Origin of the sequence: Pseudomonas argentinensis (assembly GCF_001839655.2) — a bacterium.
Lineage (GTDB): Bacteria > Pseudomonadota > Gammaproteobacteria > Pseudomonadales > Pseudomonadaceae > Aquipseudomonas > Aquipseudomonas argentinensis_B.
The window spans coordinates 1,967,818-1,985,051 of record NZ_CP056087.1; the positions used below are offsets into that span (position 1 = coordinate 1,967,818).

The window sequence follows — 17,234 nt, forward strand, 5'->3', positions numbered from 1 at the left end:
GCGGGGCATTGGCCTATCATGGGTCGACTTTGATCGTGTGGCTGGCGATCAGCGTGTTGATGTCATAGCTCGGCAGGCTGGCTTGGCCCAGGTCGATCTGTACATCGGCCTTGGCTGCGACCTGCTGGTTGCTGGTGTCGGTGTTGTTGAACTCGCCCTTGGTGCTGATCAGCAGGGTGGAACTGCCGTTGTCGGTCACCAGTTTCAGGTAGCTGTCCAGGTTGTTGCTGTGATCCTGCAGCAACGAGCTGAGGTCGATGGTGTCGCCCTCGGCGACGTTGAAGTCCTTGATCGCATCCTTGCCGAAGTCGCCTTTCTGCCAGGCGAAGGTGTCGGCACCGGCGCCGCCGAACAGGATGTCGTCGCCCGCTCCGCCCACCAGCAAGTCATTGCCGCCCTGGCCGTAGAGGATGTCGTTACCGCCACCGCCATACAGCTTATCCGCGCCGCCGCGGGTATCGCCCGCCACGTTGAAGGTCTCGTGGTTGGCGCGGATGTAGTCATACAGATCGGCGTTGCTCGGTGCGAGACCGTTCTTCAGCTCCAGGAAGGTTTCCAGGGCTTTCACACCAGCACCATCATGCAGGTCGGCGGGCCTGGCCGGGTTGCCATCCACGCCCCATTTCAGGCCGTCGGTATTGATCACGTCACCAAAGATGATGTCGTTGCCCTCGCCGCCGGAGATGGTGTCGTTGCCTACCGTCACCGGCACATTCGCATTCGAACCACCATGCAGGGCGACCGAGAGTTCATCGGCTGAGTTGACGATCTCGACCTTGCCAACCGGCACCTTGGCGTAATCCACGCGGGTGATGTTATCGATCGCCATCGTGGCGCTGGCGAAGTTGCTCGACTTGTCATCGACACTGAAGGCCAGACGATAGGTTCCTGCGCCGACGACCGCGGTTTCCGCCGTGGTCCAGTTGCCGCCGGTGGTTCCGCCACCGGTCTGCACATCGGTCCAGACGCCCTGTACCAGTTGCTGGAGTTTCCAGCTAAGCGCGTCACCGTTGCCGGTATCCGCGGTGCCGTAGGCGAAGCGCAGGCTGCTGAACGCACCGTCGGCAATGGTCAGCGACGGCGTTGTGGCGGTGACGGGAGAGCCTCCAACCGTGTCGCGAATCATCAGGGCATCGGAGCTACGGCCGACGGAGCCACTAAAGTTGCCTGTGCCGGATGTCTGCCAATTGGCGAGGTTGTTCCAACCCGTGGTGTTGTTGTCGAAGTTGGCCAGCGTGGCCGCCGAGCCGTTGGCCAGGTAGGTGGACGCAGGCGCGTCGGTGGTGTTGTCGAACAGGCTGAGATTCTTCTGGCTGACGCCCGAACCGATACCGATGGCCTGCACGGCGCTCTTGCCGGCGAGCACGTTGAAGGTATCGAGCGAGCCCAGCAGCACCTGATCATTGGTGGTCGATCCGTTGCCACTGACCGTGATGGTGTTGCCATTGTAGTAAAAGGTCGGGTCACCGTCGGACAGGAAAAAGGTCAGGTTCTCGTACCCAGCCGCTTTGGTATTACCAGCAGCGCTCTGCGCGTCGAACCAGGCGCTCGCTACCTTGAAGGCAGCTTCATAGTTGGTGCCGCCGTTGGCGGTCAGGCGCTGGATATCGGCCAACAAGCTGTCGAGCTTGGTGCCATTTTGCAGGTCGGCAACCCTGGTGCTCAGCGTGACGTCGCCGGCAAAGCCCACCAAGGTGAGGTTGACGACTCCATCATGGCCCGCCAGGGTTTTCGCGAAGTTCGACAGCGCGCTCTTGGTCAGGCTCATGCGATCACCCTGCATGCTGCCGGAGGTGTCGACGAGCAGGGCGATGTTGTAGTTGGTCGCCGGTTGGAGGGTGGTCAACGTACCGCCTGCGTCACCAAGCAGCACGTCGTTGCCAGCACCGCCACCGATGGTGTTGTCACCGTTGTCGTTGGCGCCGTTGCCCGCGACGCGGATGGTATCCGCCGGCTGGTTCACCTTCAGGGTGACGGTGGCGATATCGCTGCCGCCCTTGCCGTCGCTGATGCTGTACTGGAAGCTGGCGTCGCCATAGAAGCCCGCCTTCGGCGTGAACACCACGTTGCCATTGTTGAGCGTGACCGTGCCGTTGGTGGCGTTCTGCACGCTGGTAATGGAGAGCGCATCACCATTCGGATCGGTGTCGTTGCCGAGCAGGGTGCTGCCGGCGATCGTCAGGCTGTCGCCGGCTTCCATCACCAGGCTGGAGGTGGTGGGCACGTGGTAGAGCATGTCCGAGTCGACGACCTTGAAGGTGCCACCCTGGCCCACCTCGACCTTCAGGCGCGCATCGCCGCCCTGATCCCAGTAGATGATCTCGATCTGCTGAGGCCCGGCATTGGCGGCGCCGATGGTGAAGGATCTACCCGTGGCGGTGGCGCTCGACTGGATGTTGTTGAACTCGGCGACGACCTGGCCATTGATGCGGATGCTGTAGCCGTCATCGGCGGTCACCCGGAACTGGTAGGTACCGGCTGCCAGGTTGATATAGCCGCTCATCTTGATGATGGCGTCGGAGGTATTACCCGGGTCCGTGGACAGCGAATTGGCCTTGGCTCCATTGCCCGTGGTGGTGTTCACGCCCAGGAAATTCTGCAGGTTGGTGCCATTGCCCAGGCCGGATGCACTGCTCAGGTGGCCGTAATCGAGCGTGGTGGCGTTGAAGGTCGCCGCCGGATTTTGGCTGTCGATGAACTGGCGAACCTGGCTCAGGTTGGTCAGGTTGGCGCCATCGTTGCCCGCCCCGGTGCTCGAGTCGTTATAGCCATAGTATTCGGCCTTGAGACCCGTGACCTTGGTGTAGCTGTCGTCCTTGGCATCCGGGGTGCCGTCGGTGATGCCGCCAATGGCGCTCTGGCCACCGATATCCAGCTTCACCGTTTCCAGCGGCTCGCCCACTACATTGTCGGCAAGCGTCGGTACGGTCACCGAGAAGCTGGTGACACCCGCGGGCACGGTGATCTTCCCGGTGCTGGCATCGTAGGTCACGCCGTTGCTGAAGCTCTGGGCGGTCAGCTTGTAATCGACGTTGGCGATCGCCGTGCCGGTGGCGTTGAAGGCCAGCACGGTCGGCGTCGAGCTGGCATTGCTCAGGGTGACGTTGAAGACCAGGTTGTTGCCTTCCACCACATTGTCATCAGCCGTGCCGGGTTGCCCGATGTCGATGATTTTTACCGTCGGTGCCGGATCGTTATCGATAATGGTCGCAGTACCGGTTTTCCCACCAACAGTCAGGCTGAAGGTTTCGGTCGGCTCGCTGACCGTGTCATTGATGGTCGGCACGGTAACGGTGAAGCTGGTCACGCCTGCCGGCACGGTGACCTGGCCGGTGGTGGCGTTGTAGGTCACGCCGTTGCTGAAGCTCTGGTTGGTGAGTGCTGCGTTGTAGTCACTACCTGCCACGGCCGTACCAGGGTTTAACGCCAGACTGAAGGTGGTCGGCGTGCTGCTGGCATTGGTGAGGTTGACGGTAAAGACGGCGTTGTCGCCTTCGTCCACTTGGCCGCCAGCGCTATCGACCGCGGCACTGACGGAGCCGACAGTCGGCGCTGCATCGTTGTCGATAATGGTCGCAGTGCCGGTTTTCCCACCAACGGTCAGGCTGAAGGTTTCGGTCGGCTCGCTGACCGTGTCATTGATGGTCGGCACGGTGACCGTGAAGCTGGTGACGCCTGCCGGCACGGTGACCTGGCCGCTGGTGGCATTGTAAGTCACGCCGTTGCTGAAGCTCTGGTTGGTGAGTGCTGCGTTGTAGTCACTACCTGCCACCGCCGTACCAGGGTTTAACGCCAGACTGAAGGTGGTCGGCGTGCTGCTGGCATTGGTGAGGTTGACGGTAAAGACAGCGTTGTCGCCTTCGTCCACTTGGCCGCCAGCGCTATCGACCGCGGCACTGACGGAGCCGACAGTAGGCGCTGCATCGTTGTCGATAATGGTCGCAGTACCGGTTTTCCCACCAACAGTCAGGCTGAAGGTTTCGGTCGGCTCGCTGAGGGTGTCATTGATGGTCGGCACGGTAACGGTGAAGCTGGTGACGCCTGCCGGCACGGTGACCTGGCCGGTGGTGGCGTTGTAGGTCACGCCGTTGCTGAAGCTCTGGTTGGTGAGTGCTGCGTTGTAGTCACTACCTGCCACGGCCGTACCAGGGTTTAACGCCAGACTGAAGGTGGTCGGCGTGCTGCTGGCATTGGTGAGGTTGACGGTAAAGACGGCGTTGTCGCCTTCGTCCACTTGGCCGCCAGCGCTATCGACCGCGGCACTGACGGAGCCGACAGTCGGCGCTGCATCGTTGTCGATAATGGTCGCAGTGCCGGTTTTCCCGCCAACAGTCAGGCTGAAGGTTTCGGTCGGCTCGCTGAGGGTGTCATTGATGGTCGGAACGGTGACGGTGAAGCTGGTCACGCCCGCCGGCACGGTGACTTGGCCAGTGGCGGCGTTGTAGGTCACGCCGTTGCTGAAGCTCTGGTTGGTGAGTGCTGCGTTGTAGTCACTACCTGCCACGGCCGTACCAGGGTTTAACGCCAGACTGAAGGTGGTCGGCGTGCTGCTGGCATTGGTGAGGTTGACGGTAAAGACAGCGTTGTCGCCTTCGTCCACCTGGCCACCAGTGCTGTCCACGGCAGCGCTGACGGCACCGATGCCAGGGGCCACTTCGGTGCCGATGATGGTGATGGTGGCGGTGGCGGTAGCAGTACCTCCATAGCCGTCACTGACGGTATAGGTGAAGCTTTGAGTCTTGAGCTCACCCGATTTCAGGTTGTTGTCATTGGCGGCAAAGTTGAAGCTGCCATCGGCGTTGACGGTCAGTACGCCCGTGGCCAGCACGACCTTGCCGTTTGCCGGGACGTCGGCACCGTTGATCTTGACGACGTTGAGTGTCTGGTTGGCCTGGGCATCGCTGTCGTTGTTGAGTAGGCCCTTGCCCTGCTCGATGACCAGCGTCTGGCTTTCATTGACCACGTAGGCGCTGTTTGCCGACGCAGGACCGGAACCGGAGAAGCCGGTCAGGAAGTAGTCGGACCCATCCCCTGCGCCATTTGCCGTAGGTAGCGCTTCGAAACGGATGCTGTCGAACACTTGGGTGCCGGTATCGAGCGAGAAGATGCCAGAGCCGCCACCGCTGAGCTTGAAGGTGCCGCTGGCCACTTCAACACCTTCGTACATGGCCACCCAGCGCCCGACTTCGCCACCTTCTTCGGCAGCGATCAGACGACTTACACGGAATTCGGCCTGGTTGAGATTGCCGCTGAAGTTCAGTGTGATGGATTCGGATTTGCCGGTGGTCGGGTCGTATTCCAGCTGGTCAGGAACCTGATTGACCACGGCGCGCGGCGAACCTGCGACACCCAGGGCGTTCTGGTTGCCGTCGACAGCCAGCTGCAGCAAGTTGGCGTTGTCGCCATTGCCATCTCGTGCCTGGATTACCGTCTTCTGATTGTTACTGTCGTTCTGTGCCCAGTTGTTGGTGGCTGAGCCACCACCCAGGTCGCCGATCATCACGGTGTAAGGGCTGCCGACAGGATCGTCCACCGCTACTGGATTACTGTTCACAAGCGCTTGGTCGATGCCTTTGCCGGACGTGTTGCCGAACTGATCCTGCAGTGTCGCTTCAACGACGATAGTCTTGCCTTCGCCGGGGTTGGCGAAGGTGGTGTCGACGTGCCCCGAGGTGATTTGCGCTGCAGTCAGTGTGAAGGTCTTGATGGTCGTGCCATCGGTAACACTGACGGTGTCGCCGGCCACGGAGCCAGCTGGCAAGCCGACTCGAACGTCGATCGCACCGCTGAGCTCGTTCTGACCGATCACCCCATCGTTGTTGATGTCTTCGCGAATTTCTACGGTTGGAGCTGCCCCCGTGGCACCTGCCAGCGTATCGACGCGTGCCGTGTCGGTTCCTTTTTCCGACGTGTTGCCGAATTGGTCACGCAGGGTGGCTTCGACGGTCAGGGTGTTGCCTTCGCCTGGGCTCGGGAAGGTGGTGGTGACGAAGCCTGCAGTGATTTGCGCAGCGGTCAGCGTGACGGTCTGCGGCGTGGTGCCGTTGGTGATGACCAGCGTATCGCCCGCTACGGCGCCGGCCGGCAGACCTACGCGCACGTCTACCGGGCCATTCAGTTCGGCCTTGCTGATGATGCCGTCGTTGTTGGCATCTTCGGTAATGGTAACGACCGGAGCAGCACCCGTGGTGCCGGCCAGGGTGTCTACCTTGGCGGTGTCTGTGCCTTTTTCGGAGGTGTTGCCGAACTGATCTTGCAGCGTTGCTTCAACGGTCAGGGTGTTGCCTTCCCCTGGGCTTGGGAAGGTGGTGGTGACGAAGCCTGCAGTGATTTGCGCAGCGGTCAGCGTGACGGTCTGCGGCGTGGTGCCGTTGGTGATGGCCAGCGTATCGCCCGCTACGGCGCCGGCCGGCAGACCTACGCGCACGTCTACCGGGCCATTCAGTTCGGCCTTGCTGATGATGCCGTCGTTGTTGGCATCTTCGGTAATGGTAACGACCGGAGCAGCACCCGTGGTGCCGGCCAGGGTGTCTACCTTGGCGGTGTCTGTGCCTTTTTCGGAGGTGTTGCCGAACTGATCTTGCAGCGTTGCTTCAACGGTCAGGGTGTTGCCTTCCCCTAGGCTTGGGAAGGTGGTGGTGACGAAGCCTGCAGTGATTTGCGCAGCGGTCAGCGTGACGGTCTGCGGCGTGGTGCCGTTGGTGATGACCAGCGTATCGCCAGCCACGGCGCCGGCCGGCAGACCTACGCGCACGTCTACCGGGCCATTCAGTTCGGCCTTGCTGATGATGCCGTCGTTGTTGGCATCTTCGGTAATGGTAACGACCGGAGCAGCACCCGTGGTGCCGGCCAGGGTGTCGACCTTGGCGGTGTCGGTACCTATCTCGGAGGTGTTGCCGAACTGGTCACGCAGGGTGGCTTCGACGGTTAGGGTGTTGCCTTCGCCCGGGTTGGCGAAGGTCGTTGGGACGAAGCCTGCAGTGATCTGCGCAGCCGTGAGCGTAATGCTCTGCGGGGTGGTGCCGTTTGTGATGACCAAGGTATCGCCAGCCACTGCACCTGCTGGCAGGCCTACGCGGACGTCGATAGGGCCGTTGAGCTCAGCCTTGCTGATCACGCCATCGTTGTTGGCGTCTTCAGTGATGGTGACTACTGGGGCCGCGCCGGTGTCGCCGGCAAGGGTGTCGATAGCTCCATTGTCGGTAGCGCGGCCAGTATTGCCAGCCGGATCAGTGACCTGGGCACCAACGGTGTATGGGCCTTCAGCCAATGCCTGCGGTACATCGACGGTATAAGTGCCGCCAGCCAAAACCGGGGTGGTGAAGGTAAAACTTGTACCGTTCTGGGTGACGGTCAGGGTGACGATGCTACCAACCGGCGCGTCGGTCGTACCGGTAATGGTTGGAGTGGTGTCGTTGCTAATCGTCGGAGCATCGACGCTGATGGTCGGTGCGGTGGTATCGACGCTATAGCCTTCGGTATCGGAGGCGGTGCCGACGTTACCGGCGGCATCGTTGGTGCTGATGCTGGCAGTGATGGTCTGGCCTGCATCGGCGACCAGGTCGGCACCGGGCACGTTGATACTGAAGCCCAGGGTGCCGTTGGTGTTGGTCACCAGGCCGGTGAAGGTATTGCCATTGACGGTCAAGGTGACGGTGTCGCCAACCTTGGCATCGCCACCAACGGTGCCAGTAACGGGGATCTGCTGGCCGGCTTCGGTGCCGTTGATCACGTCATCAGCGGTGATATTGGCATCGAGGGTGATGGTCGGTACTGGAGCAGTGGTATCGACGCTATAGCCTTCGGTGTCGGATGCAGTGCCGACGTTACCGGCGGCATCAGTGGTGCTGATGCTGGCGGTAATGGTCTGGCCAGCGTCGGCTACCAGGTCGGCGCCCGGCACGTTGATACTGAAGCCCAAGGTGCCGTTGGTGTTGGTCACCAGGCCGGTGAAGGTATTGCCATTGACGGTCAAGGTGACGGTGTCGCCAACCTTGGCGTCGCCGCCAACGGTGCCAGTAATGGGGATCTGCTGGCCGGCTTCGGTGCCGTTGATCACGTCATCAGCGGTGATATTGGCATCGAGGGTGATGGTCGGGACTGGAGCTGTAATATCGATAGCCCCGCTGTCGGTGGCCGAACCGATGTTGCCAGCTGGATCCGAGACCTGAGCAACGACGGCGTATGGACCATCGGCCAATGCCTGAGGCATATCGACGGTGTAAGTCCCACCAGCCAGAACCGGCGTGGTCACGGTAGTGACGTTGGTGCCCTGGGTAATGGTCAGCGTAACGGTGCTGCCCACTGGTGCATCGGTAGTACCGGTGATGGTCGGCGTAGTGTCGTTGGTGATAGCCGGCGCATCGACCGTAATCACCGGTGCGGTGGTATCGACAGCACCGCTGTCGGTAGCCGAACCAGTGTTGCCAGCTGGATCAGTCACCTGAGCGCCAACGGTATACGGGCCTTCAGCCAATGCCTGAGGCACATCGGCGATATAGGTGCCGCCAGCCAGAACCGGGGTAGTCACGGTAATGACGGTACTGCCCTGGGTAATGGTCAGCGTAACGGTGCTGCCCACCGGCGCATCGGTGGTGCCGGTGATGGTTGGCGTGGTGTCGTTGGTGATCGCAGGCGCATCGACGGTGATTGCTGGAGCAGTCGTGTCGATGGCACCACTGTCGGTAGCCGAGCCGGTGTTGCCGGCGGCGTCAGTGATCGAGGCATCGACGGAATAGGGCCCTTCGACCAAGCCAGCCGGTACGTTTGCAGAATAGGTTCCACCAGCAACCACGGTAGCCGTGGTGGTCAGTACGGTGGTGCTCTGAGCAATAGTCAGCGTAACGACGCTGCCCACTGGTGCATCGGTAGTACCGGTGATGGTCGGCGTGGTGTCATTGGTAATGGCCGGCGCATCGACGGTGATCGCCGGCGCGGTGGTATCGATGGCACCACTGTCGGTAGCCGAACCAGTGTTGCCCGCCGGATCAGTTACCTGAGCGCCAACGGTATACGGGCCTTCGGCCAGCGGCTGAGGTAGCTCGACGCTGTAGGTACCGCCAGCCAATACCGGCGTGCTGACCGTAAAGGTGTTGGCGCCTTGAGTAATGGCTAGGGTAACGGTGCTGCCCACCAGCGCATCGGTGGTACCGGTAATGGTCGGCGTGGTGTCGTTGGTGATAGCCGGGGCGTCGACGGTGATTGCTGGAGCAGTCGTGTCGATGGCGCCACTGTCAGTGGCCGAGCCGGTGTTGCCGGCGGCGTCGGTGACGATGGCATCAACCGAGTACGGACCTTCAGCCAGGCCAGCAGGCACGTCAGCGGAATAAGTGCCGCCCGCCACGACCGTAGCTGTGGTGGCCAGTACGGTAGTGCCTTGTGTAATTGTCAGCGTAATAACGCTGCCTACTGGTGCATCGGTAGTACCGGTAATGGTCGGCGTAGTGTCGTTAGTAATAGCAGGCGCATCGACGGTAATTGCCGGAGCCGTGGTATCGATGGCACCGCTGTCAGTGGCCGAGCCAGTATTGCCAGCGGCGTCAGTGATCGAGGCATCAACGGCGTAGGATCCTTCGACCAGGCCTGCCGGTACGTTGGCAGAATAGGTTCCACCAGCAACCACGGTAGCCGTGGTGGTCAGTACGGTAGTGCCTTGTGTAATTGTCAGCGTAATAACGCTGCCTACTGGTGCATCGGTAGTACCGGTGATGGTCGGCGTGGTGTCGTTAGTAATAGCAGGCGCATCGACGGTAATTGCCGGAGCCGTGGTATCGATCGCACCGCTGTCAGTGGCCGAGCCGGTGTTGCCGGCGGCGTCGGTGACGGTGGCATCAACCGAGTACGGGCCTTCAGCCAGGCCAGTAGGTACGTCAACGGAATAAGTGCCGCCCGCCACGACCGTAGCTGTGGTGGTCAATACGGTACTGCCCTGGGTAATGGTCAGCGTAACGGTGCTGCCCACCAGCGCATCGGTGGTACCGGTAATGGTCGGCGTGGTGTCGTTGGTGATAGCCGGGGCGTCGACGGTGATTGCTGGAGCAGTCGTGTCGATAGCACCGCTGTCTGTGGCCGAGCCAGTATTGCCGGCGGTGTCAGTGATCGAGGCATCAACGGAATAGGGCCCTTCGACCAAGCCAGTAGGTACGTCAGCGGAATAAGTGCCGCCCGCCACGACCGTAGCTGTGGTGGTCAGTACGGTGGTGCCCTGAGTAATAGTCAGCGTGACAGTGCTGCCCACCGGCGCATCGGTAGTTCCGGTGATGGTCGGTGTGGTGTCGTTGGTGATAGCCGGGGCGTCGACGGTGATTGCTGGAGCAGTCGTGTCGATGGCGCCACTGTCAGTGGCCGAGCCGGTGTTGCCGGCGGCGTCGGTGACGATGGCATCAACCGAGTACGGACCTTCAGCCAGGCCAGCAGGCACGTCAGCGGAATAAGTGCCGCCCGCCACGACCGTAGCTGTGGTGGTCAGTACGGTGGTGCCCTGAGTAATAGTCAGCGTAATAACGCTGCCCACCGGCGCATCGGTAGTACCGGTAATGGTCGGCGTAGTGTCGTTAGTAATAGCAGGCGCATCGACGGTAATTGCCGGAGCCGTGGTATCGATGGCACCGCTGTCAGTGGCCGAGCCGGTGTTGCCGGCGGCGTCGGTGATCGAGGCATCAACGGCGTAGGATCCTTCGACCAGGCCTGCCGGTACGTTGGCAGAATACGTTCCGCCGGCAACCACGGTAGCCGTGGTGGTCAGTACGGTAGTGCCTTGTGTAATTGTCAGCGTAATAACGCTGCCTACTGGTGCATCGGTAGTACCGGTGATGGTCGGCGTCGTGTCGTTGGTAATGGCCGGCGCATCGACCGTAATTGCCGGAGCGGTGGTATCGACAGTACCGCTGTCAGTGGACGAGCCGGTGTTGCCGGCTGGGTCAGTTACCTGAGCGCCAACGGTATACGGGCCTTCGGTCAGAGCCTGGGGCACATCGGCGATATAGGTGCCGCCAGCCAGAACCGGGGTAGTCACGGTAATGACGGTACTGCCCTGGGTAATGGTCAGCGTAACGGTGCTGCCCACTGGTGCATCGGTAGTACCGGTGATGGTCGGCGTAGTGTCGTTGGTAATGGCCGGCGCATCGACCGTAATTGCCGGAGCGGTAGTGTCGATAGCGCCGCTGTCGGTGGCCGAGCCGGTGTTGCCAGCGGCGTCAGTGACCGAGGCATCAACGGAGTAAGGACCTTCAGCCAGGCCAGCAGGCACGTCAACGGAATAAGTGCCGCCCGCCACGACCGTAGCTGTGGTGGTCAGTACGGTACTGCCCTGGGTAATGGTCAGCGTAACGGTGCTGCCCACCGGTGCATCGGTAGTTCCGGTAATGGTCGGCGTCGTGTCGTTGGTAATGGCCGGCGCATCGACCGTAATTGCCGGAGCGGTGGTATCGACAGTACCGCTGTCAGTGGCCGAGCCGGTGTTGCCGGCTGGGTCAGTTACCTGAGCGCCAACGGTATACGGGCCTTCGGTCAGAGCCTGGGGCACATCGGCGATATAGGTGCCGCCAGCCAGAACCGGGGTAGTCACGGTAATGACGGTACTGCCCTGAGTAATTGTCAGGGTAACGGTGCTGCCCACTGGTGCATCGGTAGTACCGGTGATGGTCGGCGTAGTGTCGTTGGTGATAGCCGGCGCATCGACCGTAATCACCGGTGCGGTGGTATCGACAGTACCGCTGTCTGTGGCCGAGCCAGTATTGCCGGCGGTGTCAGTGACCGAGGCATCAACGGAGTAAGGGCCTTCAGCCAGACCAGCAGGCACGTCAACGGAATAAGTGCCGCCCGCCACGACCGTAGCTGTGGTGGTCAGTACGGTACTGCCCTGGGTAATGGTCAGCGTGACAGTGCTGCCCACCGGCGCATCGGTGGTACCGGTAATGGTCGGCGTGGTGTCATTGGTAATAGCAGGGGCATCGACGGTAATTGCCGGTGCAGTCGTGTCGATGGCGCCACTGTCGGTAGCCGAACCGGTGTTGCCGGCGGCGTCAGTGATCGAGGCATCAACGGCGTAGGATCCTTCGACCAGGCCTGCCGGTACGTTGGCAGAATACGTTCCACCAGCAACCACGGTGGCTGTCGTGGTCACAACGGTAGTGCCTTGTGTAATGGTCAGCGTAACGACGCTGCCCACCGGCGCATCGGTAGTTCCGGTGATGGTCGGTGTGGTGTCGTTGGTGATAGGCGGGGCATCGACAGTGATTGCTGGAGCAGTCGTGTCGATGGCACCACTGTCGGTAGCCGAGCCAGTATTGCCGGCGGCGTCGGTGACGGTGGCATCAACCGAGTACGGGCCTTCAGCCAGGCCAGTAGGTACGTCAACGGAATAAGTGCCGCCCGCCACGACCGTAGCTGTGGTGGTCAGTACGGTACTGCCCTGGGTAATGGTCAGCGTAACGGTGCTGCCCACCGGCGCATCGGTGGTGCCGGTAATGGTCGGCGTGGTGTCGTTGGTAATGGCCGGCGCATCGACGGTGATCGCCGGCGCCATAGTATCGACGGTATAAGGACGGCTGGCCGTGGCGGTGCCGACATTGCCTGCTGCATCCGCACTGCTGACCGTCGCGCTGATGGTGTTGAGGCTGCCGAGGTCAGCGCTGCTGACCGGAATGCTGAAGCCGAGCGCGCCGTTGCCGAGGGCGATGACCGTACCACTATAGAGGGTGCCCCCCAGGTTCAGGGTGATCGCGTCGCCAACTCGCGCATCGCCGCCCACCGTGCCGGTGATGGTCACCGTGGCGGTGCCGAGGTCGGCGCTGTTGAGAGCGTCATCGCCAGTGATCGGATCGATGCCGATGGTTACCACTGGAGCGGTTGCGTCGGGTGGGGTTGTATCGGGTGTGGCCGTGGCCGCTGCAGTGGTGAAAATGGCCGGGTCGTTGTCTTCGATCAGGTTGAAGCCGGGGGTGCCCAGTCCGGTAGTCTGAAAACCGATCGTCGGATCAACGCGTTGTGCCGTCTCGTCGAGCATTACCGCGCTATGGCCGCCACCCGCGCCGCCGCCACCAGCGCCCGCGCCGGGACCTGCCGCGGTGGGCTCGAGGTCGACGGTGGGGTCCATGCCTGCTGCCAGTGCCTGCTCGAGTTCACTGGCGGGCGCTTGCGCAGCCTCCGCAACGTCTTGCGTTTCGGGGTTGCCGGCTTGCCAGGAGCTGTTGGCACCAAGCTGGACGGTTTCGCCGTTCGCCATCTCAAGCGTCACGGAGCCGCCATCGGCCGTGGTGACCTGCTCGCCAGCGAAGACGCGATCCCCCTCAAATACCTGACGCCGAACTCCGTCAATCGAGGTGACGAAGACTTGGCCAATCAAAGATTTGATGACGGCGGCGAAATTGCTCATAACCAGCTCCATGCGCATGCGCGAGGTAAAATCTGTGAAAAGCGTCTATACCGATTTATAGCGGATAATGCTGAAAATACGGCGTCATATAATTGGCGGAAATTTATTGCTTGAGGGTGGCCGCCAGACTATTGACCCTTCGGGTCCGATCATAAACAATCGGACCGGTTGATGTCACTTTGATATTTTCAGCTGTTTGCCTTCTATCAAACACTTGAAGTTCCGTGGCAATGATAGTCTTCTGCCGGTCGCTCAGCGACTTGATATATACCGATCAAACATGTCGGCTTTAACAGGGAATTTACTGAACATGCGTTTCGTTGCCACGCTTCCTCTTGCCCTTGCCCTTGCCGTTTCAGCCCAGGCGCAGACGTTGACCGAGGCCATGCAGAACGCACTCACCGTGCATCCTGAAATCCAGTCCGGTATCAATGCGCGGCTGGCGGTCGAAGAGGACATGAAGGCGGCTCGGGCAGGCTATCTGCCGCGTGTCGACGTGCAGGCCGGCTATGGCCGCGAGGGTACCGAGAACAACAGCACCCGTGCCAGTGACGACCGCGGCTATCGGACCCTTAACCGCTCCGAAGCCAGCCTGACCGTTCAGCAGATGCTGTTCGACGGCTTCGCCACCCGCAATGAAGTCGCTCGTCAGCGCGCTACCGTCAACGCCCGTGCCTATGCGCTGCTGGCCAACTCCGAGCGCACGGCGCTGGAGGTGGCCCAGGTCTACCTGGATGTCTTGCAACGTCAGGAGCTGGCGCGCCTGGCAGAAGAGAACCTGCGCAGCCACGAGCGCATCTACGATCAGATTTCCCTGCGCAGCGAGCGCGGTGTAGGGCGCATGGCCGACCTCGACCAGGCCGAGGCGCGCCTGGCCCAGGCGCGTAACAACCTGCTGACCGAGCAGACCAATCTGGCCGATGCCCAGGTCACCTACCTGAGCGTGGTGGGTCGCGAGCCCGTCGACCTCGCCATGCCGGACAGCATGGGCGTTCATCTACCTGAAAGCCTGACGGCTGCCCGTGACGAACTGCTGGCCAACAACCCCAACATCAGCTCGGCCGAGGCCGATGTGAGGGCAACCGAGGCGCAATACGCCGCGGCGAAAAGCATCTACTACCCACGCTTCGATGCCGAAGTTTCCACCGGCCTCAACGACAACGTCGACGGTGTGGAAGGGCAAAACAAGGAATGGCAGGCAATGGTGCGCATGCGCTACAACCTGTACGCGGGCGGTAGCGACAGCGCCAACGTGCGCTCCAGGGCGTACCTGAGCAACCAGGCCATGGATATTCGCAACAATGCATTGCGCGTGCTCAACGAAGAGGTCGGGCTGGCCTGGAACGCACTGCAGAACGCCCGCGCGCAACTGCCGATCGCTCAGCAATACGTCGACCACAGCTCCCGAGTGCGTGACTCCTACCAGAAGCAGTTCGGGCTGGGCGAGCGCACCCTGCTGGATCTGCTCGACAGCGAAAACGAATACTTCACTGCCGCCCGCCGCCTGCAGGAAGTGCGCTTTACCGAGCTGTTCACCCATTACCGCATCAAGGCGACCACCGGTACGCTGCTCAAGAGCCAGGGAATCGCGGCGCCGATGGCTTCCGTGCCGCTCGATACGGTCAAGACTAATGTGCAACTGCCCAACATGAACTAGAGTTCGGTTTTTTAGGTAAGGGTAAATGTGCAGTGGCAGTAGAACCTGATCCATCCCAGCCACGTAACGATCCCCGTGACCGTTACGACGATCCTCTGCTGGATAGTTTACTGTCGTTGTGCAGTCTCCATCAGAAATCCGTCAGCCGGGCCATGCTCACTGCCGGGCTGCCGCTGCCCAAGCAGCGCCTGAGCGCCGAATTGCTCCCCCGGGCTGCCGCCCGCGCCGGGCTGCAGGGCCGCTGGCTGCGGCGCAATCTCGACAAGATCCCCGAACTGGCGTTGCCCGCGCTGCTGTTGCTGCGCGACGGGCGCAGTGCGCTGCTGCTTGGTTGGGAGGCCGATGGGCAGGCGCGCATCATGCCCAGCGAGACGGAAGGCGGCGAAGTGCGGGTCAGCGCCGAAACCCTGGCCGAGGACTACAGTGGCCGGGTGTTCTTCGCCCAACCTCAGCACAAGTTCGATTTCACCCGCGGCGAGCTCATTCCCCGGGCCAGCTCGTGGTTTCGAGATACCCTCAAGCGCTCGCGCTGGCTGTACATCGACGCGGTCGCGGCCAGCCTGCTGATCAACCTGATCGGCCTGGTCACCCCGCTGTTCGTGATGAACGTCTATGACCGCGTCGTGCCCAACCAGGCCGAGGCGACGCTGTGGGTGCTGGCCATCGGCATCGGTGGGGTGTTCATCTTCGATCTGTTGCTCAAGACATTGCGCGGCCTGTGCCTGGATCTGGCTGGCAAGAAGACCGACATGATCATCTCGGCCACCCTGTTCGAGCGCATCGTCGGCATGGCGATGAAGCATCGTCCGGCGCGGGTCGGCAGCTTCGCCCAGAACATTCACGAGTTTCAGAGCCTGCGCGACTTCCTCGCGTCCCTGACGCTGGCCAGCGTTATCGACCTGCCCTTTACCATCCTTATCCTTGCTGTCATCGCCTATCTGGGTGGGCACCTGGTGTGGATCCCCATCATCGCCTTCCCGCTGGTCGCACTGATCGGCTGGGCGCTGCAAAAGCCGCTGGCCGAGACCATGGAGCGCAGCATGGCCCTGGCGGCCGAGCGCCAGTCCGGCCTGATCGAGAGCCTGGCCGGCCTGGATGCGGTCAAGGTCAACAACGCGGAGAGCGAGCGTCAGTACCTCTGGGAGCAGACCATCGGCACCCTGGGCCGCTTCGAACTCAAGGCGCGCATGTTGTCGAGCCTGGCGATGAACGCGACGCTGTTGCTGCAGCAACTCGCCGGCGTGGTGATCATCGTGCTGGGCGTGTACCAGATCATCGCCGGCAACCTGAGCATGGGCGGGCTGATTGCCTGCTACATGCTCAGCTCCCGCGCCCTGGGACCCCTGGCCCAGGTGTCCGGTCTGCTGATTCGTTACCAGCAGGCCCGCGTGACGTTGGACTCGGTCAACCAGATGATGGAGCTGCCTCAGGAGCGCCAGGCCGACGAGCGCCCCCTCAAGCGCCAGACGCTGCAGGGCGGCATCGAATTTCGCCAGCTGGATTTCCATTACCCGGATCAGCAGCAGGCCGCGTTGCAGGGCATCAACCTGGTGATTCGCCCCGGCGAAAAGGTCGGCATCATCGGTCGCAGCGGCTCCGGCAAGAGCTCGCTGGCCAAGCTGATCGTTGGCCTCTACCAGGCCGATGCCGGCAGCCTGCTGGTCGACGGTATCGATGTGCGCCAACTGGATGTCAGCGACGTGCGCTACAACATCGGTTACGTGCCCCAGGATATCCAGCTGTTCGCCGGCACCCTGCGCGACAATCTGGTCTCGGGTGCGCGCTACGTCGAAGACGAGCTTGTACTGCAAGCCGCCGAGCTGGCCGGCGTGCACGAGTTCGCACGCCTGCACCCCAATGGTTACGAGCTGCAGGTGGGCGAGCGCGGCCAGAATCTTTCCGGCGGTCAGCGCCAGAACGTGGCCCTGGCCCGGGCACTGCTGCTGGATCCGCCGATCCTGCTGCTCGACGAGCCCACCAGTGCGATGGACAACACCGGTGAAGAGCGCCTCAAGCAGCGCCTTGCCGCCATCAGCAAGAACAAGACGCTGCTGCTGGTCACCCACCGCGCCTCGATGCTCAGCCTGGTGGAGCGGCTGGTCATCGTCGACCGGGGTCGCATCATCGCCGACGGTCCGAAAGAGAGCGTCATGGAGGCGTTGAAGAAGGGGCAGATCAGTGTCAGTTAAGGACTCCCTCCAG

4 protein-coding genes are annotated in these 17,234 nt (G+C 61.9%); 3 read left to right on the forward strand and 1 reads right to left on the reverse strand.

Going from position 1 to position 17,234, the window contains the following annotated elements; all coding sequences use genetic code 11:
* Positions 1-16: 16 nt before the first annotated feature.
* Complete coding sequence (locus tag SA190iCDA_RS08735; protein ID WP_236101135.1) at positions 17-13,096, reverse strand: Ig-like domain-containing protein; 13,080 nt, start codon at positions 13,094-13,096, stop codon at positions 17-19.
* Positions 13,097-13,135: 39 nt separating this feature from the next.
* Between SA190iCDA_RS08735 and SA190iCDA_RS08740 the strand changes: the two genes are divergently transcribed.
* From SA190iCDA_RS08740 to SA190iCDA_RS08750, 3 genes are all read left to right on the forward strand, one after another.
* On the forward strand, positions 13,136-13,489 hold the full coding sequence (locus tag SA190iCDA_RS08740) for a hypothetical protein (RefSeq protein ID WP_170833994.1): 354 nt from the start codon (positions 13,136-13,138) through the stop codon (positions 13,487-13,489).
* A 190-nt stretch (positions 13,490-13,679) separates the two neighbouring features.
* Positions 13,680-15,032, forward strand: coding sequence for a TolC family outer membrane protein (locus SA190iCDA_RS08745; RefSeq protein WP_070887968.1), 1,353 nt, complete (start codon positions 13,680-13,682; stop codon positions 15,030-15,032).
* 32 nt (positions 15,033-15,064) lie between these two features.
* Complete coding sequence (locus tag SA190iCDA_RS08750; protein ID WP_070887860.1) at positions 15,065-17,221, forward strand: type I secretion system permease/ATPase; 2,157 nt, start codon at positions 15,065-15,067, stop codon at positions 17,219-17,221.
* Positions 17,222-17,234 lie beyond the last annotated feature (13 nt).

Bases quoted from the DNA above. Each gene is read 5' to 3' on its own strand.
- SA190iCDA_RS08735 (WP_236101135.1), bottom strand. From the start codon at position 13,096: ATGGACCCCACCGTCGACCTCGAGCCCACCGCGGCAGGTCCCGGCGCG.